The 26,624-nt window shown below is 42.3% G+C and carries 17 protein-coding genes; 7 read left to right on the plus strand and 10 right to left on the minus strand.

The features are described from left to right. Positions 1 to 133: 133 nt before the first annotated feature. The 5 genes from AC59JO_RS17595 to trpS form a co-directional block, all read right to left on the minus strand. Positions 134 to 1,666 (minus strand): ATP-binding protein, encoded by a 1,533-nt coding sequence (locus AC59JO_RS17595; RefSeq protein ID WP_497306840.1) that lies wholly within the window; start codon positions 1,664 to 1,666, stop codon positions 134 to 136. Positions 1,667 to 1,669: 3 nt separating this feature from the next. Then, positions 1,670 to 2,806 carry an FIST signal transduction protein gene (locus AC59JO_RS17600; RefSeq protein ID WP_497306842.1) on the minus strand — a complete coding sequence of 379 codons (1,137 nt, stop codon included), beginning with the start codon at positions 2,804 to 2,806 and terminating at the stop codon, positions 1,670 to 1,672. A gap of 270 nt (positions 2,807 to 3,076) precedes the next feature. Further along, on the minus strand, positions 3,077 to 3,811 hold the full coding sequence (kdsB, locus tag AC59JO_RS17605) for a 3-deoxy-manno-octulosonate cytidylyltransferase (RefSeq protein WP_497306844.1): 735 nt from the start codon (positions 3,809 to 3,811) through the stop codon (positions 3,077 to 3,079). A gap of 9 nt (positions 3,812 to 3,820) precedes the next feature. Next, entirely contained in the window at positions 3,821 to 4,435 is a 615-nt protein-coding gene (locus AC59JO_RS17610) for a deoxynucleoside kinase (RefSeq protein ID WP_090524476.1), read from the minus strand. 127 nt (positions 4,436 to 4,562) lie between these two features. Further along, a complete protein-coding gene (gene trpS / locus AC59JO_RS17615) occupies positions 4,563 to 5,558 on the minus strand; it encodes a tryptophan--tRNA ligase (protein WP_091211325.1) in 996 nt (331 codons plus the stop codon). A 46-nt stretch (positions 5,559 to 5,604) separates the two neighbouring features. Between trpS and AC59JO_RS17620 the strand changes: the two genes are divergently transcribed. The 5 genes from AC59JO_RS17620 to AC59JO_RS17640 all read left to right on the plus strand — a co-directional run bounded on the left by AC59JO_RS17620 (position 5,605) and on the right by AC59JO_RS17640 (position 10,241). Next, positions 5,605 to 6,351, plus strand: a complete 747-nt coding sequence (locus tag AC59JO_RS17620; protein ID WP_497306847.1) for a lysophospholipid acyltransferase family protein — start codon at positions 5,605 to 5,607, stop codon at positions 6,349 to 6,351. Between the two features lie 137 nt (positions 6,352 to 6,488). Next, a complete protein-coding gene (gatC, locus tag AC59JO_RS17625; RefSeq protein ID WP_121227576.1) occupies positions 6,489 to 6,779 on the plus strand; it encodes an Asp-tRNA(Asn)/Glu-tRNA(Gln) amidotransferase subunit GatC in 291 nt (96 codons plus the stop codon). 128 nt (positions 6,780 to 6,907) lie between these two features. Continuing rightward, positions 6,908 to 7,648 carry an ABC transporter ATP-binding protein gene (locus AC59JO_RS17630; RefSeq protein WP_413667207.1) on the plus strand — a complete coding sequence of 247 codons (741 nt, stop codon included), beginning with the start codon at positions 6,908 to 6,910 and terminating at the stop codon, positions 7,646 to 7,648. Positions 7,649 to 7,716: 68 nt separating this feature from the next. After that, positions 7,717 to 8,532 carry a helix-turn-helix domain-containing protein gene (locus AC59JO_RS17635; protein WP_497306850.1) on the plus strand — a complete coding sequence of 272 codons (816 nt, stop codon included), beginning with the start codon at positions 7,717 to 7,719 and terminating at the stop codon, positions 8,530 to 8,532. Between the two features lie 59 nt (positions 8,533 to 8,591). Beyond that, positions 8,592 to 10,241, plus strand: coding sequence for a serine hydrolase domain-containing protein (locus tag AC59JO_RS17640; RefSeq protein ID WP_497306852.1), 1,650 nt, complete (start codon positions 8,592 to 8,594; stop codon positions 10,239 to 10,241). 59 nt (positions 10,242 to 10,300) lie between these two features. Here the strand turns inward: AC59JO_RS17640 and AC59JO_RS17645 are convergent, their stop codons facing one another. The 5 genes from AC59JO_RS17645 to AC59JO_RS17665 all read right to left on the minus strand — a co-directional run bounded on the left by AC59JO_RS17645 (position 10,301) and on the right by AC59JO_RS17665 (position 22,625). Beyond that, on the minus strand, positions 10,301 to 11,914 hold the full coding sequence (locus AC59JO_RS17645) for an FG-GAP repeat domain-containing protein (protein ID WP_497306854.1): 1,614 nt from the start codon (positions 11,912 to 11,914) through the stop codon (positions 10,301 to 10,303). Between the two features lie 148 nt (positions 11,915 to 12,062). Continuing rightward, positions 12,063 to 13,751 (minus strand): RagB/SusD family nutrient uptake outer membrane protein, encoded by a 1,689-nt coding sequence (locus tag AC59JO_RS17650; protein ID WP_497306856.1) that lies wholly within the window; start codon positions 13,749 to 13,751, stop codon positions 12,063 to 12,065. Positions 13,752 to 13,767: 16 nt separating this feature from the next. After that, entirely contained in the window at positions 13,768 to 16,965 is a 3,198-nt protein-coding gene (locus AC59JO_RS17655) for a SusC/RagA family TonB-linked outer membrane protein (RefSeq protein WP_497306858.1), read from the minus strand. A gap of 548 nt (positions 16,966 to 17,513) precedes the next feature. After that, on the minus strand, positions 17,514 to 18,347 hold the full coding sequence (locus AC59JO_RS17660) for a glycoside hydrolase family 16 protein (RefSeq protein WP_497306860.1): 834 nt from the start codon (positions 18,345 to 18,347) through the stop codon (positions 17,514 to 17,516). 192 nt (positions 18,348 to 18,539) lie between these two features. Next, positions 18,540 to 22,625, minus strand: a complete 4,086-nt coding sequence (locus AC59JO_RS17665; protein WP_497306862.1) for a two-component regulator propeller domain-containing protein — start codon at positions 22,623 to 22,625, stop codon at positions 18,540 to 18,542. A gap of 356 nt (positions 22,626 to 22,981) precedes the next feature. Between AC59JO_RS17665 and AC59JO_RS17670 the strand changes: the two genes are divergently transcribed. Next, entirely contained in the window at positions 22,982 to 23,839 is an 858-nt protein-coding gene (locus AC59JO_RS17670; RefSeq protein ID WP_497306864.1) for a 3-keto-disaccharide hydrolase, read from the plus strand. A gap of 47 nt (positions 23,840 to 23,886) precedes the next feature. Next, positions 23,887 to 26,556, plus strand: a complete 2,670-nt coding sequence (locus AC59JO_RS17675) for a DUF7133 domain-containing protein (RefSeq protein ID WP_497306866.1) — start codon at positions 23,887 to 23,889, stop codon at positions 26,554 to 26,556. Positions 26,557 to 26,624 lie beyond the last annotated feature (68 nt).

A 26,624-nucleotide genomic window follows, 5' to 3' on the forward strand; every position in this document is an offset into this window, starting at 1 on the left:
TACGAAAATTTTCACGCTTCGGCGTATCTGTTTTTCAAAAAAGGAAACTGTTAATGTGTTTTGTTTGTAAGTTTCTTTTAAAGAGTAAGTTAGTTGTCCGTTTACAACTAGGATGCTCAAAAGAAAAGCGATGCTATGCACTTTCCTTTTGCCTGCTGTACATATCTATTTTACGGTGCAGTTCATTTGGGTTGAAAGGTTTGCTCACATAATCATTCATACCTACGGTAAAGGCCATATCTTGGATATCAAGCATGGCTGATGCGGTAAGGGCTATAATGGGCAGCTTTTTGTACTTATCGCCGGGGAGCTCACGTATGGCGCGGGTAGCCTGGTAGCCATCCATTTCGGGCATTTGCAGGTCCATTAAAACCATATCATAATCATGGGTTTGCACCAGCATTAAAGCAATCTCGCCGTTTTCGGCCACGTCACATTCAACTTCCCATTGTTTCATGAATTGTTTTGCCAGTATCACGTTGATCTGGTTATCTTCAGCAATTAACAGTCGAGTACCTTTAAGGCTTTTTAAGCGGTAAAATTCATCGCCATCGGCCGTACTGCTTAATTGTCTTTTACTGTTTTTAAAAGTAAGACTGAAGTTAAATACCGAGCCTTTACCATATTCGCTTTCGACAGTAATATCGCTGCCAAGCAGTTGCAACAGGCGTTTGGTGATGGTTAAGCCCAAGCCGGTGCCGCCATATTTACGTGTGGTATCTGAGCTTGCCTGGCTAAAACTTTCAAAAATATGGTCAATTTTATCGGGTGTGATACCTATGCCGGTATCGGCTATTTCAAAATCAATGGTTGATGAATCAGCTGTGTTGCCTGCCAGGGAAGCGGTTACGGTTACCTTGCCTTTGTGCGTAAACTTAACAGCATTGCTCATCAGGTTTGTGAGGATCTGGCCTAAACGCACAGGATCGCCAATGATTGCATTAGGCAAGTCCTGATCCATCATTAGTTTTATCTGGATATTTTTTTCGTTTGCCTTTTGCAGCAGGGCAAGGCGTATGTTTTTGATCAGATCGGTGAGACTAAAGTCAACACTTTCAAACTCAACGCCGCCGGCCTCTATCTTGCTGAAATCCAATATATCATTGATGAGCACCAAAAGGTTTTCGGCCGAAAACTTCAGGAAGTTCAGAAATTCCCTTTGTTCGGGCTTGGGATCCTGATGGATAAGCAGGTGAGTAAAGCCAATAACCGCGTTCATCGGCGTACGGATTTCGTGGCTCATGACACTCAGGAACTGCGCTTTGGCCATAGCAGCTTTTTCGGCAAGTTCTTTTGAATGGATGAGGGCAACTTCCAGTTCTTTGGCTTTTGCTATCCGCTCATGCAAAAAGCTGATGATATGGATGAGATCATCGTCCGAGTCGGAGATGTTTAGCTCAACATCAGGATTAAGCGCCCTGATAGCTTCCTTCAGTTGAGAGATGGAGCGCTGTTTGATTTCGTTTTGTAACCTCAGGTTATCAGTAACTGTTACATACTCACGCTCACTTACATTAAAAGCATGATCTGCCAGTTTTATCGACTTTTCAAAGTTTTTGAAACTATTGTTAACTGCACCCAAAAACTGCAAAATAGCGCCATCTTCCAGGTATTGTGCGGGGAGCAATTTTTTTATCTGTTTATCCAATAAGTGATGGTACTCCATAGATCAGCGCTCGGTAAAGGTTGTGATAGTCATGGTTTGGTTGTGCAACTCGCAATTCGACCCTTTATTAAGAGGAGATAATTCTCCGTACGAATAAAAGCCAGCCATAGCTGTTTTATTGCCGAAAATATCTTTAGCTGCCATTAATTCCTCGTCTGTACGATCATTAAGCACCAGTTTCCGGCCTACACAGCTAACTAATATCGCAAGGTCGGCTTGCCCGGCGCCGGTTATGGTATCGGTTGCTGCCGATGAGGAGGCGCTGATCAGTTTGTCAAAATTGGCTTTCATCAGGCGTACTTTACTGCCTTCGGGCAGGTTGCCTGCAAAAGTCATTGATTTTTCATCCTCGTTAACGCTCAATATAGTTCGTACCAGTTTTTTATCAGAGCCCTCAATATTTAAGGATAACGGGAACAGCAGTGCCGAACCGGGTAGTTCTTTAGCATATTCGCCCAAATATTCTTTGTAAAGATCAAGTGCACTCTTACCGTCTATCTCAAAAAGTACATTTTTATCCGACCGGGTTATGGTTCGCTGAGGCCCAAACTCCTCCCAGCCTCCGCTTGAACCGTGGCTGATGTGCAGGTTATCACCATAAAAGCTAATGGCTATTACATTACCTTGTGTAGGAATCGCATTGAGGCTTGTAAACGTGCTGCTAAACCGAGCTGCGTCGCCTGCCAAACCACCGCTAACGGGAACCTTACCGGGGTTATCGCGGTTAAAACCATCAACCAGTTCGCTGCCGTTTATAAAAGTTCCGTCGGATATGATGAATACGCAATTTAACCCTTGTTTATCCAGCTGCGACATCAGAAAAGCACCGGTTTCGGCGCTGTTGGGCTGTTCGTTTACATGTGTAGCGGTACAGGCTATGGATGATTTTTCAAACTCAACTGCGGTAACAACAATGCTGTCGTCATACACGTCGCTGCCAATGATTTCGCCCGATGTGGATGCGAAGACAATATTTGCATTAGGATAACCCTTTTTAAGGTAATCGTAAATTTTGGGAGCAGTAATTAACTGCGGCGCACCAAAGGCAAATACCAACTGACAATTTTCAGCACTGAATTTGGGATCGGTAAAGTAGTTTACCCAACCGTTTTGTATAAAGTGATGTTGCCTTATCTTCATTGTGGTTTCAGGTTAATGGTTTCAGGTTAATAACACTGCTATGTTATACATGAAGTTAACGAATTACAAAGCAATAATTAGTCAAAACACGAAAGTATTAAACGCATTGTTGTTATGGTAAATAAACTTAATTTTTAATAGTAGACCTATGTTTCAATAGTTTAAGCAGCCGTTAACATTGTTCGTTTACAGCTTATACGAAAGAGTTAAGGTAAGGTTGTAGGGCAGGAAGGGGGCTTAAATTTAGGAAGTTTGATATTGAAGTGAAAACTATATATCAAACTTTAGTTTTTCCAGATCCTCAGGTACATCAACCGCATGAGTTTCCAGTTCGGTTTCTGCTACTTTAATGCGGTAGCCGTTGTCTATCCAGCGAAGCTGCTCCAGGCTTTCGGCCTTTTCAAGCGGGGACACCGGCAGTTTGGTAACTTCCTGCAATACATCTGCGCGATAACCGTAAATGCCAATGTGTTTAAAAAAGGTATGAAACTCCAGCCAGTTTTCGGGCTCCTGGCCGCGGATATGGGGCAGAGTGGCTCGTGAAAAATAAATAGCTTCAGATAGTTTATTGATCACCACTTTAGGTGAGTTGGTATTATGGAGTTCCTGCTCGGTCTGGATTCTTTTTACAAGGGTGGCCAATTGTGTATCAGGGTCATTAAAACAGGCGGTTAGTTTTGTGATCTGTTCGGGGTCAATGAATGGTTCATCGCCCTGGATATTGATGATCACATCATAGCCCGGATGCAGGCTGGCTACCTCTGCACAACGGTCGGTGCCGCTTTGGTGGTTGGAGCCCGTCATTACAGCAACGCCGCCAAAATTGTTTACATGGTTAAAGATCCGGTCGTCATCGGTGGCTACGACAACCTCGCTTAGGCTCCGGCATTTTTTTGCCTGCTCGTACACACGTTGGATCATAGTTTTACCGCCGATATCAACCAATGGTTTACCGGGAAAACGTGATGACGCGTAACGGGCGGGTATGATGCCTAAGATTTTCATTTTGTGCCTTTAAAACAACCCGTTAATCTCCCGTTCAATCAGGTTTACGATGGTAGCCATATCCTCGGTATTGTTGGCAAAATCAAGATTGTCCTTATCCAGGATCAGGAGTTTACCCAATTTATAATTGTTGATCCATTTATCATATTTCTCGTTCAGTTTTGAAAGATAATCTAAACGGATGCCTATTTCGTATTCACGGCCGCGGCGCTGGATATTGCTTACCAGGGTAGGTACCGATGCTTTTAAATAAACTAGCAGGTCGGGTGGTTTAATAAACTCGGTTATATTCTGAAAAATTGATTCATAGTTTTCGTAATCGCGCGTGGTCATCAAACCCATATCATGCAGGTTTTCTGCAAAAATATAAGCATCCTCATAAATGGTACGGTCTTGAATGATATTGTGCCCGCTCTTCTGGATATCGATGATCTGGCGGTAACGGCTATTCAGGAAGTAGATCTGCAGGTTAAAGCTCCAGCGTTTCATATCGCTGTAAAAATCCTCTAAATAAGGGTTGTTATCTACAGCTTCATACAATGGGTCCCACCCGTAATTTTTGGTCAGCATCTCGGTAAGGGTAGTTTTTCCGGCGCCAATATTTCCTACAATAGCTAAGTGCATACTTTTTAGTTCATGGGTTATAGTTCATGGTTCATAGCTGATGTTTTTGACGAAGCACTCCTGCTATTTTGAAATGAAACTCCGACTAATATACACTATGAACTATGAACTATCAACTACCCGCTAGTTAAAATTTCCTGAAGCCGATGATCTCTCTAACCTCTCTTATTGTTTTTGATGCGCTTTCGCGGGCTTTTTCTGCCCCCATTTCGGCTACTTTGCGCAGGTAATCGGCATCATTGGCAATGGCATTGATCCGGTCGCGGATAGGGGCGGTTGCCAGTACCATATCTTCGGCAAGCTGTTTTTTCAGATCGCCATAGCGGATAGCCATTTTATTATATAGTTCGTCAAAGTGGGCAACGGTATCGGGCGTTGATACTACTTTCATCAAATCGAACAGGTTTTGGATCTCCTGTGGTTTTTGCTGGTTTTCAACCGTTGGGCCGCTGTCTGTTACCGCACGCATTACTTTTTTACGGATGGCTTCCGGAGTATCACCCAAAAATATGGCATTGCCTTCGCCTTCCGATTTGCCCATTTTTCCTTTGCCGTCTAAGCCCGGGATCTTTACCAAACTTTCGCCAAAGCTAAAAGCAAAAGGCTCAGGGAAATAATCGTGATTATAAAGCCTGTTGAAACGGTTACCAAAAGTGCGGGCCATTTCAAGGTGTTGCTCCTGATCTTTACCTACGGGCACTTTTACGGCTTTGTGTATAATGATATCGGCAGCCATTAATACCGGGTAGGTAAGCAAGCCTGCGTTAACGTTTTCGGGGTTGGCGCGTACCTTGTCTTTAAAGGATGTTGCCCGTTCCAGTTCGCCCAGATAAGCGTTCATGTTCAGGTACAGGTATAGCTCGGTAACCTCCGGTACATCTGATTGTACATAAATAGTAGCCTTTTCAGGGTCGATACCCGCGGCCAGATATTCTATCAGCACCTGTTTTACATTGCCATGCAAGTTGGCAGGTGTGGGGTGTGTAGTTAACGAGTGGAGGTCGGCAATAAAGAAAAAGCAGTTGTATTCATGCTGCATTTTTATAAAGTTTTGCAACGCTCCGTAATAATTTCCTAAGTGTAAGTTTCCGGTCGATCGGATACCACTAACAACAGTCTCCATAGTGTGGCGAAAGTAAGGAATTTTTCTATTTTTGGTGATGATGAAAATGATATTGAGAAAAGTGCATGTATATCTTTACGTTGTAAGCGTGGCCATGGGCTATCTTATATTATGGCCTTTTTTCTATTATTTTTCACGCAAACCTGAGCGTTATCAAACCCTCAATTCATTCAGAAGGTTCTGGGGGTTAGTTAGTTCGGCCTTTGTAGGGATTTTTTACCGTTTTGAATATGAACAGCCGATTGACTGGAGTAAGCCTTATATCATTTGCCCCAATCACAGCTCCAATCTTGATATTTCGGCAATGTGTATCCTGGTGAAAAGTAATTGCTGTTTTATGGGTAAGCAGGAGCTTGAGGAAGGCCTCGTAACCGGGCTTTTTTTCCGTACGGTGGATATCCCTGTTAACCGGGATAGCAAGATGTCATCATTCCGGGCATTTAAAAAAGCATCCGAAAAATTACAGGAGGGCGTGTCGCTTATCATATTTCCCGAGGGGGGGATTTCCGATAACTATCCGCCCCAGCTTTGCCCGTTTAAAAATGGCCCCTTCAGGCTGGCTATTGAACTTAAAATACCTATCATCCCGGTAGTGTCGGCAAATACCTGGCAGATACTTTGGGATACCGGCATTAAGCACGGCAGCAGGCCAGGGATTTCTAAATTTAAGGTCCATAAGCCTATTGAAACCGCCCACCTGAGTATTGATGATGCAGATGCATTACGCGACGAAGTGTTTAGGATTATGGACCGGGATTTAAAGCTTGGGAACCCTGTTCCTACCTTCGCTTAGTCAATTATATAACAACAGACCGGGAATTTGTAATATATTTGTACATAAACCCATTTGAACGGCCTTTATAAATTAAATGATGCCGACGCTTTGCGCGATGAGGGTTACCCTACTATAAAATAAAAATTACAACAGGCATGACCATTGATAAAGAAACCGTTGAAAAAGTAGCCCACCTGGCCCGCCTTGAACTTACCGAGACCGAAGTACAGGATACCATGAAAGATATGAGCAAGATACTTGATTTTATGGCCAAACTAAATGAGGTGGATACCACGGGTGTTGAACCGCTGGTTTATATGACCACCGGGGCCAACGTGCTGCGTGAGGATGTGGTTAAACAACAAATTACCCACGAAGAAGCTTTGGAAAATGCTCCTAAGCATGACGATGACTACTTTTTAGTAGCCAAGGTTATTGAGAAATAAGTTCAAAGTCTTTAGCCGGAAGTCTTAAGTTGAAAAGCATAAAGCGACTTTAGACTAAAAACTTAAGACTTTCGACTTTAACACTGTAACATTAGGCACCCTTGTGCAGTCCAAATAAAAAATAATTCATGGAGCCAACAAATACTGCCAAACCGTTAATTACTATAAAAGATATTGGGCGTAAATACGTAATAGGTGCCGAGGTGATCCACGCGCTTAAATCTGTTTCGCTGTCTATTAACAAAGGCGAGTTTGTTGCTTTGATGGGCCCTTCTGGCTCGGGCAAGTCAACCCTTATGAATATTTTAGGCTGTTTGGATACCCCAACCAAAGGGCAATACATCCTTAACGGGATAGACGTAAGCCACATGACCGATAGCCAGCTTGCCGAAGTGCGTAATTCGGAGATCGGTTTCGTATTCCAAACTTTTAATCTGTTGCCTCGTAATACTGCCCTGGATAACGTGGCCTTACCGTTGATCTATGCTGGTGTTAACAAAGAAAAACGGATGGAACGTGCCGGCAATGCATTGAAGAACGTAGGTCTTGGCCATCGTATGGATCATAAGCCCAATGAACTTTCAGGCGGGCAAAGGCAGCGTGTTGCTGTAGCAAGGGCGCTGATCAATGATCCATCCATTATCCTGGCCGATGAGCCTACCGGTAACCTTGATACTAAAACTTCTATCGAGATCATGGGCCTTATTGAAGATATTCACGCCAAAGGCAATACCATTATCTTGGTAACGCACGAAGAAGATATTGCCTTGCACGCCCACCGCATAGTACGTATGCGCGATGGTTTGATAGAGAACGATTACGTTAACACCAACGTTCAAACTGTAGACCGCAGGGTAGAGGAGGTGTAAGCCCATCGCCCCCCTGAAGGGAGAGTTATAGCGTTTATTATTTGTTTAATGATGCAGTAATCTTCGCCGTGAAACAACTACAAACAGGCAGCTTTTACGGGCAAACCAATCAAATAACCCATTTACACGGTATCACCATAACCGATACCGAATATACTCTTGATAAGGTAGACTGGCATTACCATGAAAATGCCTACTTCACTTTTATACTGGCCGGTAATGTTATTGAGGGTAATAAAAAGGAAGTTTATCATTGCCCGGCTGGTAGTTTGTTGTTCCATAACTGGCACGATCCGCACTATAATATTAAACCTAAAGGTTTTACCCGGGGCTTTCATATCGAGTTACAAAAGCACTGGTTTGATGCGTTGGAGCTAAAACAGGATAAGCTGGAAGGCAGCTTTGCCGTTCATGCCCCGGACGTTAAATTTCTTTTATACCGTATCTTCAAAGAATCAAAGATCGGTGACGAGCTGACCGCAATAGCTGTAGAGTCGTTACTGCTGCAAACGCTTCATAAAATGCAGTTGAGTAATGAAGGTTTATTGCGACAGGTACCCGCATGGGTTAACAGACTAAAGGAACTACTGGTCGATGATCCGGCCCACAAGCATACGCTTGCCGAACTTTCGGAAGTGTTGCAGCTTCACCCGGTTCATTTATCCCGCGATTTTTCAAAATATTTCCATTGTACTATAGGCGAATATATCCGCAAGCTCAGGGTTGAAAGGTCGTTTGCGTTGCTGGCAGATGATGAATTGTCGTTAACAGCTATAGCCTTTGCCTGTGGATTTGCCGATCAAAGCCATTTTTTGCGCTGTTTTAAACAATTTAGCGGAAGCAATCCATCGGCATACCGCAAGCTTTTATTGAGAGCATGTTAATCCTGTTCTATTTTAGATGAGTTGATTGAGACAAATTTGTAATATCTAAACAAATAAAAATGAAACGTTATTTACTCATAATCATCATTATACTTATAACGACCTGTAAAATATTTGCGCAGGCAGGTAATATTATCGAACCTGAGCCTATTGCCTCGACTTTACAAAAAAACAACATGGGTAAAGTGGTTTTTGAGGCGGATACGATCCCGCTTGAAAAGCTGCAACAAACAGATTTGTTAACAGGCTACGAAGCTAAGCCTGCCAATAATTTATATATGCGGCTTTTGCTGGCCAATTCATTAACCAATTATCAGCATAGTTTACAGCCGTCAGCAAGTGTTGAGCAGTTGAACCAGGGGAATTTTCAGTTTACTTTTTATGTAGATGGCAAGCAGGTTTACCAGGAAAATCTGCACAAAGGAGCCAACCTGCCTCAGGTGAAAAATACAAAGACTTCCATTTTTGTGCCACTCATCAGTAACCGGGGGGAAGATTCATGGGGGCGTTTTTTATGGGGAAGGTTTATAAACTATGGCGGAGACGACGCACTTACAACAGGGAAACATCAACTTAAAATAGAAGTACGGCCGTATGTTGCCGTGCCCGATTTGAAAGTTGGTGAGTTGATAGCAAAAGGCGAAATAAGTTTTACTGTTCCGGCAATTGATCCAAAGGATGCTCAACTACAGCCCATAAAGCCTGGTAGTGGCTGGCCGTTATCAAATGAGGCTTTTGATAAAAAGAAGATCATGGAGATGAATGCCCTTATTGCCGGTAACAGGTTTAAGCAAATCACCAGCGTGGTGGTAATCAAGAATGGCAAGCTGCTCATTGAGGAATATTTTAATGGCAGTGCCCGTGATTCGCTGCATAATCCGCGCTCGGTGGGTAAAACATTTGCTTCGGCCATGATGGGTATTGCTATTCATGATGGATACATTAAAAGTGTTGATCAAACCTTAAAAGAGTTTTATGACCTTAAAAAGTTCAGTAATTACTCGCCTCAAAAAGATAATGTAACGCTGAAAAGCCTGCTTACCATGAGCTCGGTTTTTGATGCGGATGATAACAAAAGCGATTCACCGGGGAATGAGGAAAACATGTATCCTACAGATGATTGGGTAAAGTTTACGCTCGATCTTAAAACAGATAGCGGCAAAATTGCAGGCAAACAGTGGAATTATTTTACAGCAGGCGTAGTGGCATTAGGGGATATCCTAAATAAATCTGTACCGGACGGGTTAGATAAATACTCGGCCAATAAACTTTTTAAACCGTTGGGCATAAGTAATTACCGATGGCAATATACCCCGCAAAACGTACCTAATACGGCCGGGGGGCTGCAAATGCGCTCGCTTGATTATGCCAGGTTTGGTCAGCTATATAAAAATGGCGGTGTGTGGAATGGTAAGCAGGTATTGCCGCAAAGCTGGGTAAGAGAGTCATTTACCAAACACCTCAGCTTACCTAAAGATGTTGTGGGAGAGGGCTATTATGGTTACCTGTTTTGGAATAAAACCTATACAGTAAACAACAAAGCTTACGAAACCTATTATTGCTCGGGCAATGGCGGCAACAAGATCTTTGTTTTTACCGATCAGCCGCTGGTAGTTATCATAACTGCCGAGGCCTACAACACACCATACGCACACCCACAGGTTGATAAAATGATGCGCGATTATATTTTGCCGGCGGTTTTGAAATAGTAAATACGCATGTAATCTGTATCTAATTAAAAAAGAAGCCTGTATTTCTACAAACTTTTTTACTTCGATATGTTTTTCAAAACATAAAAAAGTGGCTCGCTGATATTGTATTTGAAAGGGCCGAAATCAAAAAAGGCATTTCCGATAAGCAGATCGGGTTTTTGATCTCCGTTTATATCACCGGCATCAAGGGTTACCGCGCGTTCAAATTTGGTATCGACAGGGAAAGCATAGGGCATAAAATTTAAGTTTCCGGTATTTTTTAGATATACGAAACCTTCTTCCGGTTGCCTCGCATCGGTGAAAAGACTAATGGTTGCGATATCAATATTGCCATCGGCATCAAAATCTTTGGCAATTGCTTTATAACACCCGTTTATGGGGTAAAAATATTGCTGTTTGTAGTTGCCTTTTCCGTCGTTCAAAAAAATGTAAACGCCATGGTAGGGTTTTAGCACCAGTGTGGCATTTCCGTTATCGCCGCAGGTATAAACAATGTCTTTATAACCGTCATGATTCATATCAACCATTTCAAAATAAGATGACCCGTAAATAGGAGGGAATCTTAAAATTTCCTTTGCTTCAAATTTACCACCTCCTTTATTTTCGAAATGAAAAATGCCTTCTTCCCCCTGTGCAAAAAGTACATACAAGCCGGGCAGTCTGTTGTCCTGGTAATCAATATATGCTTTTATAGCCCCAGGTAAAGTACTTATTACATGTTTGGTGAAAGTACCATTCCCAAGGTTTTCCATCCAGCAAAGTTCACCTGTTATACTTCCAAACTCACAAATAACATAGTCGATTTTGCCGTCGTTATTTAAGTCGGCTGCCAGTATTTGAACCGGGCGACCAAGTTTATCAAAAACAGGGCGGGCAGCTAATTGCATTTTACCTTCGGCGGTAATTGTCAGTTGCGTTATAGTTCCCAGTTTATCGCTGTTTGCGCCCAACTCGTTACCTATGGTACAAACCATGGTATTACCATGATCAAAAAGTATATCAACCACTGGTCCGGTTGTTGATACTGAATCGATAACGTTTAACTGGGCTGATAGCAGATAAAGCTTTTTCGTTTCCCCGTTGGCCACAAAGATGCGGGCTGGTTTAACGCTGTTGTCTATTTTTACATAGCAGCCCAGTACCTGTTTGCCCTCAAATGATTGCTTGGGCTTTTGGATGCTAAAAAAAGGGAGTCCGCGTTTAATGGCAAAAGGCCTGTTTTGTGCAGGTAAGGCAATGGGGGCCGTGTTCATGTAATAATCAATGATATCCTGCCATTGCCCCTCATTTAATACCGGCTTGCCGGGCACTATTAAATCGTCGCCCTTGATTGTTCCTACGTATGATTCGCCCCGGTGAGATTTGATGCCCATGCGTAACCCCATTTGCGGAAATACATTTTTCCACTTAAACCTGTTAAGCAGGGCCGGATCGGGCAGCATATGGCACGAGCGGCAGTATTGTTGTGATAAGACCTTCCCCCTGGCAATACTTTGCAATGTTGCAGTTGGATAGTCAGTACTTAGTTCATGGCCGGCATTATCCTGGTTATTTTCAGAGATATGCCATAGTGAGTAAACCACTAAAGTGCCTATAATCAAAACAATAAAACCAATAATTACAACTTTACGATTTTTTGCAGAGCGGTAGCTCTTGGGTTTATTACTCATGAATGTTTAAAAGGCGATTGTTAGATTAGTTGCAATGTAATCAGAATATATTGTACTCGGATTAACGACGAACGAAGAATATGAAATCCTCTTTAAATACATAACCCCGGGCAATGCCCAGGGTTATGTTAAATCCATGTATCAATTTTTAATATCCTGGGTTTTGGACCAGTTTTTTGTTTTTATCGATTTCGGTTTGCGGAATAGGCATCCAGTTTTGCCGCTCGAAGAAGGTGTTTGTGAAAATTTTAACCGGGGTATAAGTAAATCCAGAGCCGTTAGCTTCGATCTTCATACCATATTCCGGCGAGGTTAGCACGCCGTTTGGCCCTGTGGTTATCAGCCATCTTCGGATATCAAACCATCGCTTATCTTCAAAAGCCAGCTCAATACGGCGCTCACGATGAATGTATACCCGCATTTGATCTTTTGTTAGGCCCGGTGTTACAGCCGGTAATGCCGAGCGCGCCCTTACCTTATTAACGGCATCATAAACTGATGCATCCGGTCCTACGGCTTCATTTTGCGCTTCGGCATAACTCAATAATACCTCGGCATAACGGAAAATGATGTAATTGGCAAAACTTGGCGCCAGGTTGATACTGGTTTGCCCAGTGATACTTTCATCCAGTGTTTTACGGGCGTTATAACCGGTATTGGAGATATCGCTTGTGGAGCCAAGGTCTATCTGGTTACTGCCGCCTATGCGCGATTTGAATATATCACCCTGCCATGACGCGCCGTCATATAATATAGATTGATAAAAGCGCTGCTCGCGATGGGTGTAAGGAGCCTGCGGGTTATATCCTGAAGCGGCATCGGTTATAGGCAAGCCATTATCCATGGAGTAGTCATCAACCAGGCCTTGAGTGGGGGCAAGGTTACCCCATGATTGTTGAACGCCGTTTACATAAACCGGGCCTAAATAACCTTCCCGGTGACTGCCTTTAGCGGGGCCAGTTGCATAACCGCGGGCAAAAATAGTTTCAACGTTCCAGTTATTTGCCGATAGAAACTGATCGGCATAAGAGGTAGCCGTAGTATTGAACAGGCTATAAGTCCCCATGTCCATTACGGATTTGTTGGTAGCCGCTGCTTTGCTCCATTTTCCTGCATCATTGGCGGTATTCACCAGCGGACTGGCTGCAAAGAGCTCTACCCAGCCTTTAAGTGTTAACGCGGCGCCTTTTGTTGCCCTGCCGGTTTCCGTTGCTTTTGTAGGTAAAACCGCCGCCGCAGCGTCACAATCAGCTTCGATGAAGGCAACTGTTTCATCAATCGTAGCGCGGGCTGTAAATATATCGCTGCCGTTCTGATTATTAAGCGGGGTGGTAATAATAGGAACGCCTCCATAAGCTGTAAACAGCAGCGAATAAAAGTACGCCCTCAGAAAGGTAACTTCTGCAACGCGTTGCTTGTACCAATCGTCTGTATACTTGGCTTTATTTGCTGCAGCCTGCTGCAGGAAGATATTACACTTCCTTATTTTTCCGTAATTACCTTCCCAATCCCACATCCCACCAGGGCCTGTTGGTACATTGCTTGGGCCAATTGACCCTGCCCTTACAGTAGCCTGTCCGTTTTCCCAGGCAGCGCCGCAAAAACTGTTATCTGCATATTGCTCTGTTAGCTGGTAGTCGTTATTAACATCGGGTAGCTGATTATAAATGTCATTCACAAAAAGGTCGGCATTGCTTTGTGAATTAAAGGTGGCCTCATCAGTCAGAAAACCCTTGGGTGTTACGTTTAGAGAATCATCTTTTTTACATCCACTAATACTCACAACAAGTAAAGCAAGTAAAAAAAGCTCTCTGTATTTTATAAAAATCTGTTTCATCGCTTTCTTATTTTAGTTAGAATGTGGCATTTAAACCTAATGAAAATACACGCTGCTGATAGTAATTGGTGTTACTTCCGCTGTTTTCAGGGTCGATGATTTCTTTTACATGCGGTAAAGAGTTAATCACGTTTTGACCTGCAACATATATCCTTATAGATTGGATCTTGTTCCGTAGCAGCTTGTTGGATAGGGTATAGCCAAGTTCAAAACTTTTTAACCTGATATAAGAGTCGTTTCTGACAAACCAGGATGAAGTTTGTGTGTTATTTGATGTTGGCGTTCCTGTAACCCTTGGATATAAGGCATTTGGGGTAGCGGGTGTCCAATGGTCGTCATACACCAGTTGAGAGGCAGAACCGGATGCATTGAACGGAAAAGCAAAATAGTTGCTTATAACGATGTTGCTGTTACCCGAACCCTGGAATAAAATATCCAGATCAAAGTTTTTAAATGTCAGCCTTGGCTCCAAACCGTAAATGATCTCTGGTGTATTTGGGTGGCCAATTACCGTTTGGTCGTTAGCATCTATCTTGCCATCTGGTTTACCATCAGGTCCGCTTAAATCGGCGTATTCAATATCACCTGGCTTAACCGGCCCGAAAGAAGGAACCGGTAACCCTGCTTTAAGCGAACCATCTGCGTTGAAATCAGACGCTTTAAAGTAGCCTAAAGCCTGATATCCAAATATAGTATTTAATGGCCTGCCTGTTATCCGCCTGTTAGGGTTGTTTGCCGTTGCACTTGTTTCATAAACCTGTAATAGCTTATTCCTGGCAAAGGTGAAAGTACCTGTAACATCTAACCGCAGATCTTTTGAGAAGCTATGAGAACTTTGCAATGTGAGTTCGATGCCGTGGTTGCTCATGATCCCGCCGTTTACAAGGCCGGTGCCAATGCCGTACTCTCCAGGCAGGGTATTCCCAATACCAACGAGCATGTTCGAACGTTTTTCATAAAAGTAATCAGCTTCAATGCTTAACAAACCTTTCCATAAAGTAGCTTCAAAGCCTACGTCAGTTTTGTTAGCCTTTTCCCATGTAATGTTTGGATTGCCTTGTAGTGCTTCACTGATACCTTGTGTTGCACTCCCATTTATTACTGCAGAGTTTGCATAGGGGTTATATGGGCTTAGGTATTGGTAAGTAAGAATTGAATTACCTGATCTTGGATAAGCTCCCGATTGGCCCCATGATGCCCGTAGCTTTAAGTTATCAATCCAAAGGAAATTATCTTTGATGAATTTTTCTTCAGATAAACGCCAGCCCGCGGAAAACGCAGGGAAGAAACCATAACGGTGACCGGGCGCAAATAAATAACTTCCGTCGTAGCGGCCAGTTGCCTCAAAAAGATATTTTTTGTCGTAAGTATAACCTATCCTGTAAACGTAGCCAATTTGCTTTTGCCCGTTTGAATAGCCAAAGTTAGTTGCGTCGGCCGCCGCCGGGCCACCGTAGTTTAGTTCGTCAATGTCAAGATTGTAGTTGAATTTGGTGGCTCCAAACGTTTGATATTTTACTCGGCGACTTTCAAATACACCTAAAGCGGTGATATCGCTTTTACCAAAAGAGCCTGAATAGGATAACAAGCCCTGGACGGTTAAAGTATGATTTTGGCTGTAGTTTTCGCTGAAGGTTGCCTTTGAATTTCCCTGGATCCCTTGTTTGTAAGTGTAAGGAGTGGTAGTTACATCAACATTGTAAAAAGGTATAGGGGTTGTATAAATACGCTGGAACGAGGTTTGATTCCCTGTAAATAACGGATCCGGCCCGCTATCATAGCTGATCACTCCTTTTAAGCTTAAGCCCTTGATCGGAAGCTTTTGATCAATAGTAAACTGCGACAATACGGCCGTATTTTCATTAAATTGATACCCACTATGGTAAATTTCGCCGATGAGTGATTGCCCGATATAACCAGACCATAAGCCGTTGCTGTAGTAAATAGGTGTGGTTGGTGCCTGGCGCTGCGCCTGGCCTATAATGGTGCCAGCACTTTGGGATGGGAAGTGCTGATCTTCCACGTAGCTGTTTACAGATAACGATACGACAGTGCTTTTGGTAGCATTTGCTGTTAAATTTAACGACCCATTGTACTTGTTAAGATAGGTAGGGTCCCACATACCGGCCTGGTGCGTGTACCCTAACGCAGCAAAATACTTAATATCATCGGTACCGCCAGACAGCGTTACGTTATGATAAGTGATTGGACGGTTTCTCTGGATAATTTGTTGCAAAGGATGGCCATCCGGGTGACCATCCGGGTCGGAATGGTCTTTAAATTTTTGAATGTCGTCTGCTGTGTACGCCGGCGGTTGACCATCATTGGCATTGGCTTCGTTCCGTAGTAGCGCATACTCATACGAGCCCACGAAAGTTGGCACTTTAGTTGGGTTTTGCAATCCGTAATACCCGTTATAAGTTAAAGTTGGTTTGCCAGATTTGCCTTTTTTGGTGGTAACCAAAATTACGCCGTTTGCACCTGCTACACCATAAGGGGCAACTGCAGCGGCGTCTTTTAATACCGAAATATTTTCGATTGTATTTGGGTCGAGACGGCTAAAGTCGCGCGGCACTCCATCCACAATAAGTAGTGGAGAACTTCCGCCTGTAGATCCGATACCCCTGATCTGGATATTTGAACCGTCATAGCCCGGTTCACCGCTACCCTGGGTTATGATTAAGCCGGAGGCACGACCAACGAGGCTGTTGGTTAAGTTAACCACCGGCTTTTTTGCAATTTCGGTAGTTTGAATAGTTGATACGGCTGCAGTTGAAGATGTTTTCTTTTGGGTACCGTAACCTACCACGATAACCTCGTTCAGGTTTTTGGCATTTACCTGCAACCTGATGGTTACTGAGGTTTGCCCGTTTAACGGGAACTCAGCCTGTTCATAACCAATGTATGAAATCACCAGTACTGCGGTAGGGTCGGCATTAAGCGTAAAGCTACCATTTACATCGGTAACAGCACCTACGCTGGTTCCTTTGATCTTTACAGATGCACCGATGATGGTTTCGCCGGTGGTTTTGTCGATTACTTTACCTTTAATTGGTACAGCGGCAGTATTTCGGTTAAGTTTTGTTGCGCTAAATGAGTTAAAGGCAGTTGTTGCATAGCTGCTTGTTTGCATCACTATCAGCAGGATCAGTGATAACACTACTGATCCGGGTTTTCTTCTCAAAGATATTTTATCAGGTAAAAAATATTGCATAATTGGGAGTGATTAAAAATTAAAACTTGGCATTAGTTAATGCGTCTGGATCATGGTCCGTTTTTGTTTTTAGTTTTTCTGTTTTGCCATTATTTTTTGTTTAGGTTATTAAATGAGTTAATAGGTAGTAATTGTTAAAGTCACAGTTTAAATTCAGGGTGAAATTCAAGCAGCAATTTCAAAGAACAGTGGCAGCTTCCTGTTTTAAGCCGGCGTTAATAATTATAGCTGTGGTTTTTTAAACTCAAGAAGCTATATTATTTCACAGCGCCAGGACGCTAACTTTTAATAAATGAAAAATCTGTACAAATAGGCTGTTATAATATTTGCAAGGGTTATAACAAATAGCCTGCGTTAATTGGTTATCACAATTAAGCGCTATTTTTTTGGAAAAAAAGGGGGCAAAGCTGTAAAAAAAAGGGGATAAAATCCATGAAGTGATACTTGTTTAACATAAAATTGTCTTTAATGTATCATTTTCGCCTTGGAATAATGTATACATGACAGGTTTTAAGGGCAGTAAGCTAAACTTATTATTCTCCGGGATTTTATTTTTTTTGATATACCCGTACGTAATCAACTTCAAAACGTTTAGGGAATTTTGTTTCGGATGGATCACCGCCATTGTCGCCCCCGATGGCAAGATTAAGTAATATATAATGAGGCTGCATAAAAGGGTTAAATTGACTGCCATCCTGGTTAACCAAATCTTTCAGGTCCACGCGGTTAAGTAAAAGGTCATCCACATACAAACTAATTGAGGTTTGATCCCAATCCATGCGCCAGATATGGAATTTTTTGCTCCAATTGGCTTTAAAGGTGTTCAGCGGTTTGGCGTTGCTATACCATTTGGCTTTATAGGGTACCTCCGTGCCACAGGCAATGTTAGCCAAAAGCTTATTCCGGTAGTATTCCATGATGTCGATTTCTCCGTTAGATGGCCAGGGTTTTTCCATCCCCAGGGTCCAAAAGGCCGGCCACAGTCCGGCATCGGTAGTGATCCTGGCACGCATAACGAACCGGCCGTATTGAAAACTGTGCTTATTCCTGGTATTAATGCTCGATGATGTATAATCTATAAATTGCCGTTTCTGCTTCCAGTTGGTACTGTTGGGCACGTATCCCGGATTTGGCAGGTGCACCCGTTGTGCCTCAATGATCAGTTTACCACCGCGGCAAACTGCGTTTTGTTCCTGGTACCATTGATCTTCGTTATTACGTACAAACCCTGATTCAAATCCCCAATTATCCTGATTGGGTGGGCCATTGCTGTTAAATTCATCTGCCCAAACCAATTTATAGCCGACCACGGTATCCTGCTGGCATTTAACCGTAAATGGAACAAATATGAGCAGTACAGCAGCGATTATTTTGGTGACCATAACGGAGAAAAAATTATAGGTTTAAATGTGGTATTTGATTTTGTACTCAAACAAAATAAGGCATATTTTAAAGCACGATACAGGGGCAAAATCATCAATTTAAGGGGTTGAAATTTGGTTTAATCCATTTGATGCTTTTTTAATGAACTACCGGGTTTTTTGCCGCCTAATCCGATATAACAAAACAGGTATTTAATTTACCGGAGGTTTTTCAAATTCATTTAAACGGTATGAAACCTGAAAATTAGCCCGGTGTTTTTTGATGAATTCGGAAGGGTTGACGCCAAATTGTTTATTGAATTGTTCCCTGAAATATTTTATGTCGCTGATACCTACCTGTATTGCGGCCTCATTGATATTACAATTAGTTTGGATCAGGAGTTCGGCAGCTTTACGCAGGCGAACAAACCTGATAAAGTTATTAATTGATTGTCCCGTAGTACTTTTGATCCTTTTAAATAATGTTGGGTAACTGATACCTATTGCATCGGCCAGGGCATAAACATCAAAGTTATCGCTGTTGAAATTTTGCTCAATAACAGTAATACAGTTGTTGAGCAGGTCTTTATTTTCCCGCGAAATATTAATGGCGATGTTTTCTCTGGTAACTTCTTTATAAAAGTATTGCTGCAGTTTGGTTTTATTTCTCAGTACGCTTTTAACTCTGGCTGTAAGCACTTCTTTATCAAATGGTTTTCGCAAAAAGTCAATTGCGCCCTGTTCAAGGCTTTTTACCATGATATCGGGTGTGGTATCGCCGGTGAGCAAAATAACCGGGATGTGTTTTATGGCGGTATCTTCCATAATCATTTTACACAAATCCAACCCGTTTATCCCATCCATAACAATGTCGCTGATGACCAGGTCTGGGATGTACTTTTTAATCAGCTCAAGACCAATTGTGCCATCTTTTGCCTCGAGGACTATATAATCGGCAAAAAATATCTTTTTGATATATGCTCTTATCTGTTCATTATCATCAATAACAACAATGGTATGCTTTTCCTGGCTAAAGAGTTCAAGTTTCTGCAATTCATTATGGGGTTCTACAAGGTCTTTGCTGTCATGATCTATAAGGTCATTCACAAAATTGTAATCAGGAGTTGCTACAACATTTATCTCCTCTGGCGAAAAGTGTTTTATCCCTTTTAGCAGCTTTAGCGTAAAAGTGGTTCCGCCGTTTTTATTATTTATATAATTTATTGTACCCTTATGGCAATCAGTAAACATCTTAACCAGGTATAAACCAATACCGAACCCTTTTTTAAAGTAATTATTATCTTTTACCTGGTAAAATTTGTCAAACAGCTTATCGCCGGTTTCGGCGCTGATACCGATACCGTTGTCCGTTATTTTAAAGTAAGTGTGTGTATCGTCTTCCTCTACCAAAACTTTGATGGTGCCATAATTTGGCGTAAACTTAATAGCGTTGGAGATCAGGTTAAATAATGAGATCTCAATTTTCTCTAAATCGGCAAATACAGCAATATTGGGGCTCGATGTTTCAATTGTATAGTTCAGCTTTTTAATTTTAGCCTGGTGTACAAAGCATGAAAACACCTCCTCACAAACGCGCGCAAAATTTATCTCGCTTACGCTTAATTGTGCATTTTCGCTTTCGGTTTTCCGAAACAGCAACAGATGATCAACCAACCCCAATAAGCGGCGTGCATTTCGGTACACTATATTAAGTTCATCCGAATGGTTTTTATGTTTATCAAGCAAATCTTTGATAGGGTTAATAATAAGCGTAAGAGGAGTTCTGAACTCATGCGAAACGTTGGTGAAAAAGGCGAGTTTCTTTTCATTCAGTTCCTTTTCCTTTTCAACTTTTAAGTTGGCCAGGTTAACTTCAAATTTAAGCTTGGTCTGTTTTTCGCGGTAAAGGAAATAAAGGTATATCACTCCCAAAAAGACAGTCAGGTATAATCCGTAGGCCCACCACGTTCTGTACCATGGCGGAAACACGACAACCCGGATACTTATCTGTTTCGGCATCCAGTTTCCTCTTGTATCGGTTGCTTTGATTCTGAGCGTATAACTACCTTCGTCTAAATGGGTGTAATTGGCCGATTGGGTTTTGCCAACGTAATTCCACCTGTGGTCCCAGCCCTCAAGATAGTATGCATAATTAATTTTATCAGGAAATGAATATTCAAGGGCTGTGTAATGAACGGTGAGTGCAGCTTGCGAATAATTAAGTTTAATGGTTTTAAGATCGGCCACAGATTGATTTTTTAACAATTCGCTTGAGCCATCGGCCTCTGAATTGTCAACTTTTAAGCCCGTAATACGAAGATCAGGGCGATGATCTGTAACCTCGATACTGTCGGGGTTAAAAATATTAAACCCATTGATGCCTCCAAATGCCATATTCCCCGATTGCATCCTGATAGCCGCATTATAATTAAACTGGAGGCTTTGTAAGCCGTCGGAAACGATATAGTTTGTAAAGCTGTTTTTTGCCGGAGAAAACCTGGTTAGGCCGTTATAAGTACTACACCATAAGTTTTGCTTATTGTCTATGAGGATATTCAGGATTGAATTACTCGGTAAGCCATCGGCTTTGGTATACCTTACATAACTCATATCTTTAATGTCAAATTTCAATAAACCGCCGCCTTCGGTTCCTATCCACAAATGATTTGAATTATCGTTGGCAATTGCTCTTATACCATAGCCAACATCAAAAAAACGATGCTTTTTCCTTACAGTATCAATTCTTATAAGCCGGGTATAATTACCTGCCCACAATGTCCTGTTCCTATCTTCAAATATGCAGTGTATGTTAACCAGCTTTTCATCAAATAGTTCAAACAGGTCTTTTTTATAATTATAAAGATATAACGGGCCGCCCCTTGTAGTACTCGCCCATAAATGACGGCGCGAATCTTCATAAAGTTTCCAAAAGTTTTTATCGGAGGTTTGGGTTGATGTATTGTAGCAACCGTAGTGCTTAAATTGCCCGGTGGCTTTATTAAATTTATCAATACCGCCGTTAAAGGAAGCTACCCATATTTTATTGTCGAATGTTTTCAGGATACTCACAATAAAATCAGAGCTCAGGCCTCCGCCGGTTGATGCATGGGTATAGCCCGTAAATACATTATTTTTAATATCCCAGTAAGAAAGCCCGCCACCATCGGTACCTATCCAAAGGTTATGCTTTTCATCTTCGCAAAAGGAAAGGATGAAGTTGTTGATCACACTGTTTTTGTTGAAAGGATCATTGTTATATAGCGCGAATGGCTTTTTGAAATAATCAACAACACTAACCCCTCCACGTAGGGTTGCAATCCATTTTCTTGATTCCCGGTCATGAAATACAGTAGTAACAGCTCCACTACGCAGAGAACCTTCTTTATTGCCGTTGGTAATGAAAGTTAGTTTGCCATTATCTGTATTTAAAATATTGATGCCTCCGCCGTCTGTGGCTATCCATATATTACCTTTTTCGTCGAGGGTTAGGTTGGATATATTGTCGCTTGTAAGTTTGTTGGCAATAGCATGGAACCTGTTGATAGTTTGTGTTTTACCGTTAAATATAAACAAACCGTTTTCGGTGCCAATCCAAACATTGCCCGCTTTATCTGTAAGCAGGCAACTGGCACTATTGAGCTGACTATTAATGATATTTATATGTTCAAATTTGGGATCATAAAAACCAAGCCCTTTGTTTTTTATAAACACCCAAACACCCGCACGGGTTGGGCATATTGCTTTTACACTATAATTGTATTGTTTAGCAATGCCCGCTTGCAGGTATAGCTTCCTTGTTTTATCATATCGCAATAATCCAAGTTCATCAGTTCCGATATATACATTGTTTTCTTTATCGGTTACAATAACATTGATATTTGAAGCTATCTTAAACCGGACCCCGCTGCTGTGTTCCTGAAAGTATTCCGGATAAAAATAGGAGTCCTGATAATTATAAAAAACAAGTCCCCTTTGGGTGCCTATTAATACTTTATTACCAAAACCGTTTAAGGCGCTGATGTGATTGTATGGGAGCGATTTATTGTTATTCCACTCATTCCTGTAGATCTTAAATTCATTACTATCGTAACGGTTTAAGCCGTCATAAGTGCCCATCCATATAAAGCCGTATTGGTCCTGGTACAGGGAGGTGACTGCATTATTTGATAATCCGTTTTCAATGCCAAGATACCGTACAGGCTGCCCGGAGGTGAAGCTAAAAGCATTTAGATAAATGAAAAGGAACAGGAAACTAAAGTATACTTTCGGATTTAAAACAGTATTTATCCTGCTATACATTATGAATTATTAGTTAATAATTGGTAGGTAAAAATATCAAAATCATCCGTAAAAGGATTGTGTTTTTTGCTCCGAACGATAATGTTACAGAGTAGGAGGAAGGCTAATGCAAAGTGGCGCTGTTGATAAGAGTAATGGTATGGGCTCATAGGCTAATTGTTTATATACTAACTGATAGTTAGCTGTCTTGTTTGGATTGGCAATTTATTTTACCCCCTTAAATTTAAGGCTTTACCCCCCTTTTTTCTGATTCAATTATTGCATTTTTGATTTAACAACCAATTGGGCCTGCATATCGACCTGTCTTTTTCTTTTTAGAACAGTAAACTTATAGTTACATATCAAAATAACCTGCTATGAAAAAACGTGGACTCTTTTTTTCGATACTGAATATTGTATTTTTATCGGGCCTGCCAATATTACTGGCGCTTAAAAGCCCCGACCCGAAATTGAAAGTGAAATGGGAGCAGCTTTTTAACGGAAAGGATTTAAAGGACTGGACTGTTAAGATCAGGAAGCATCAGTTAAATGAAAATTTTGGCAACACTTTTAGGGTTGTTGATCATAAAATCCAGGTGAATTATGATCAGTATGAAAAATTTGATGAGCAGTTTGGTCATTTATTTTACAAAAAACCTTTTTCATATTACCTGATCGGTGTGGAATATCGTTTTACCGGCAACCAGGTAAAAGACGGGCCCGGATGGGCATACCGTAACAGCGGCGTTATGATCCATGGACAAGATCCTAAAACAATGGGGCTCGATCAGGATTTCCCCGTGTCAATTGAGGTACAATTGCTGGGAGGAAACGGTAAAGACAAGAGACCGACAGCTAATGTGTGTACCCCGGGGACGCAATATGTGCTTGATAACTCGGTTGTTAAAAGTCATTGCCTTGACTCAAAATCGGCAACCTTTCATGGTGATCAATGGGTTAGGGTAGAGGCTTTAGTGCTGGGCGATTCGCTGGTGGTACATTACGTAAACGGAGAAGAGGTGCTGCGCTATCAGCGCCCTCAATTGGATCCGGTTGGCGGAGCAGAAGAGGGTGCGCTGCTAAAGAGCGGAACAATTTCTTTACAAAGCGAAAGCCATCCCGTTGAGTTTAGAAAGGTAGAAATTGTTAACCTTGAAAAATATGCGCATGATCCTAAGCAATTAGCCGCGGTAATACAGCAACTAACAGCCGAAAAGCGGATCCCTAAACAATGAAAATATCCCAAGCAATTTTAAATTTGACCTATAACCAATAAACAACAATGTTAAAGTTTTCCCTATCCCTGTTTCTCTGTATCTCCTTTTTATTAACGTTCAAATATTTTGCAAACATCCGCGATAATGGACCAAAGTTCAGTGTTTTAGCTTCAGCTCAAAGACAAGATTTAAATCATTCTAAGAGCGACTCGCTTCATTGGCCTGCCGGTTTTACAATTACCAGGTTTGCAGGGCCTGATCTTACACCAAGTCCGGCTTGTTTGGCCGTGGCTGCTACTGGCGAGGTATTTGTTGGGGTTGATATGATTGGCTCATTGGGTAAAGACCCGGGGAAAGGTCGGATAATTAAACTTATAGACAGCGATAACGATGGTAAGCTGGATAAGCATACAGATTTTGCCGATGTTGACGATCCGCGGGGCATCCTCATCATGGGCGACCAGGTCTTTGTGCTTCATACCGTTTTTTCAAAAGAAACCGGTAAAGCAAATGGTATGATCCTCGAAGTTTTTGAAGATAAAGATCATGACGGCATAGCCGATGGGCCGCCAAAACCACTTATTGAACATTTAAGTAATGCACACATGCTTGCCGAACGCGGTACAGATCACGCAACCAATGGTATCCGCATGGGCATTGACGGATGGATCTATATAGCTGTAGGCGATTTTGGTTTTCATGATGCAACAGATCGCGATGGTAAAAAACTGACCATGCTTGGCGGCGGTATTATAAGGGTGAGGCCAAACGGCAAAGAAATGGAGGTTTATACACACGGCACACGCAATATTTATGATGTTGCCATTGATCCGTATATGAACGTATTTACCCGCGATAATACTAATGATGGAGGCGGCTGGAACATCCGTTTTTCGCATCATATCCAATCGGGCGAATATGGTTACCCCTTGCTTTTTCAGCATTTTACCGACGAGATTTTGCCTGCATTGGTTGATTTAGGAGGTGGTTCGGGCACTGGTTCGCTGTTTATGGATGAACCTACCTGGCCGGCGCAATATAACCATGTACCCATGACGGCCGATTGGGGCCGGAGCGAGCTTTATATAAACCGTGTAAAACCGGATGGCGCCAGTTTTACACAGGCAGAAGAGCCATTTATTGAATTGCCACAGATCACTGACCTTGACGTGGATGGATCAGGAAGGCTCTACCTTTCGGCCTGGGATGGCGCCGGGTACTCAGGCAGTGCATCAAAGGGATATGTTATCAGGGCGATACCGAACGGATGGACATATAAAGCTTTTCCTGATGTTAAGGCGATGTCGGTAGCTGATTTAGCCGGTATGTTAAAATCAGAAAGTGCCGTTGCAAGATTAAATGCTTCACAGGAGCTTATTGCAAGACCGGCAGAGGAAAGTGCCAGGGCTGCTTTGGCAATAGCGTCAGACAAGGGAGCGCCATTATACGCAAGGGTAGCAGGCGTTTTTACCTATGCTCAAATTGCGCGGGAAGGTGGGATAGCTAATCTTGTACAACTTGCTCTGGATGATGCATTGAGGGAATTTGCGTTGCGTGAGTTAACCGATAGGAAAGATGGTATCGCACAGGTACCGATAGCTCCTTTTTTAAGTGGTTTAAAAGATCCGTCGCCGCGCGTGCAGGCTGCTGCAATTATAGGCCTGGGACGCCTTGGACGTTTAGAGGCGGCTTCCGAATTGCTGAAAACCAAAGTGCCTGCAAGCTTTGTAGCGCCCGCTAAAAATACAGAGGGCCCGCATGCCACTCCCAATTCGGCCATAATATTGCCTCACCTGGCTGTCAGGGCGCTTGTAAGTATGAATGCGGTTGATGCATGTGTTAGTGCAATCGGTACAACCAATTCAACATTGGCATTGTGGGCATTACGTTATATGTACGATACTAAAGCAGTAAATGGTTTAATTGCTGCTTATCCAAAAGTTAAAGATCTAAAAACAAAGAAACAGATATTGATAACACTTGCCCGCCTTTACAAGCAGGAAGCGCCTTACGATGCATCATGGTGGTGGGGAACGCGGCCCGATTCACATGGCCCTATTTATAAAGGCATAACCTGGGAAGGTTCGGCGCGGATTGAAAAATTTCTTAAGCTTGAACGGAGCAAAGCAGGTGCCGCAGGTAAACAATTTTATGCTGATCTGAATGAGCGCCATCAAATGGGTATCACAGCGTTTGGCGGCGAAGAGAAAAGTGCCGCGCCAAAAGAAGCTAAAGTGGATTTGGCAAAGATCCTGAATAAAAAAGGACAGATCGGCAATTCATCTATTGAAGATGTGATGTTGATGTTAGCCAAAGTTAAAGGAGATCCAAAGAAAGGAAAAGCACTCTTTACTCAGCAGGGTTGTGTAGCCTGCCATAGCCTTACCCGCGGCGAAAAGCTAAAGGGACCGTTTATGGGACAGATAGGATCTATCATGAACCGCCAGCAAATTGCCGAATCTATTCTGAAACCGAGCGCTTCTATTTCGCAAGGATTTGCCACTGTGATGATAACAGCTAAAGGCAACAAAAACTATATGGGATTTATTACAGACGAGTCGGCCCAGAAAATAGTGATGAGAAACATCACCGGGGACGTATTTACCATTGAATCAAGCGATGTGCTTACCCGTAAGGAATTAAAAACGTCTATGATGCCTGTAGGCCTTGCCAATGCATTATCATTTGATGAGTTTGCTTCACTGGTTACTTTTTTATCTCAGCAAAAAAATTGATCCGGGAGGCTAAGGTGAAGTGATTGTTTGAGAATCAGTGGCCATAAAGTATATTAGTATTTAATTAA

The sequence above is a fragment of the Mucilaginibacter sp. A5337 genome, assembly GCF_059690695.1.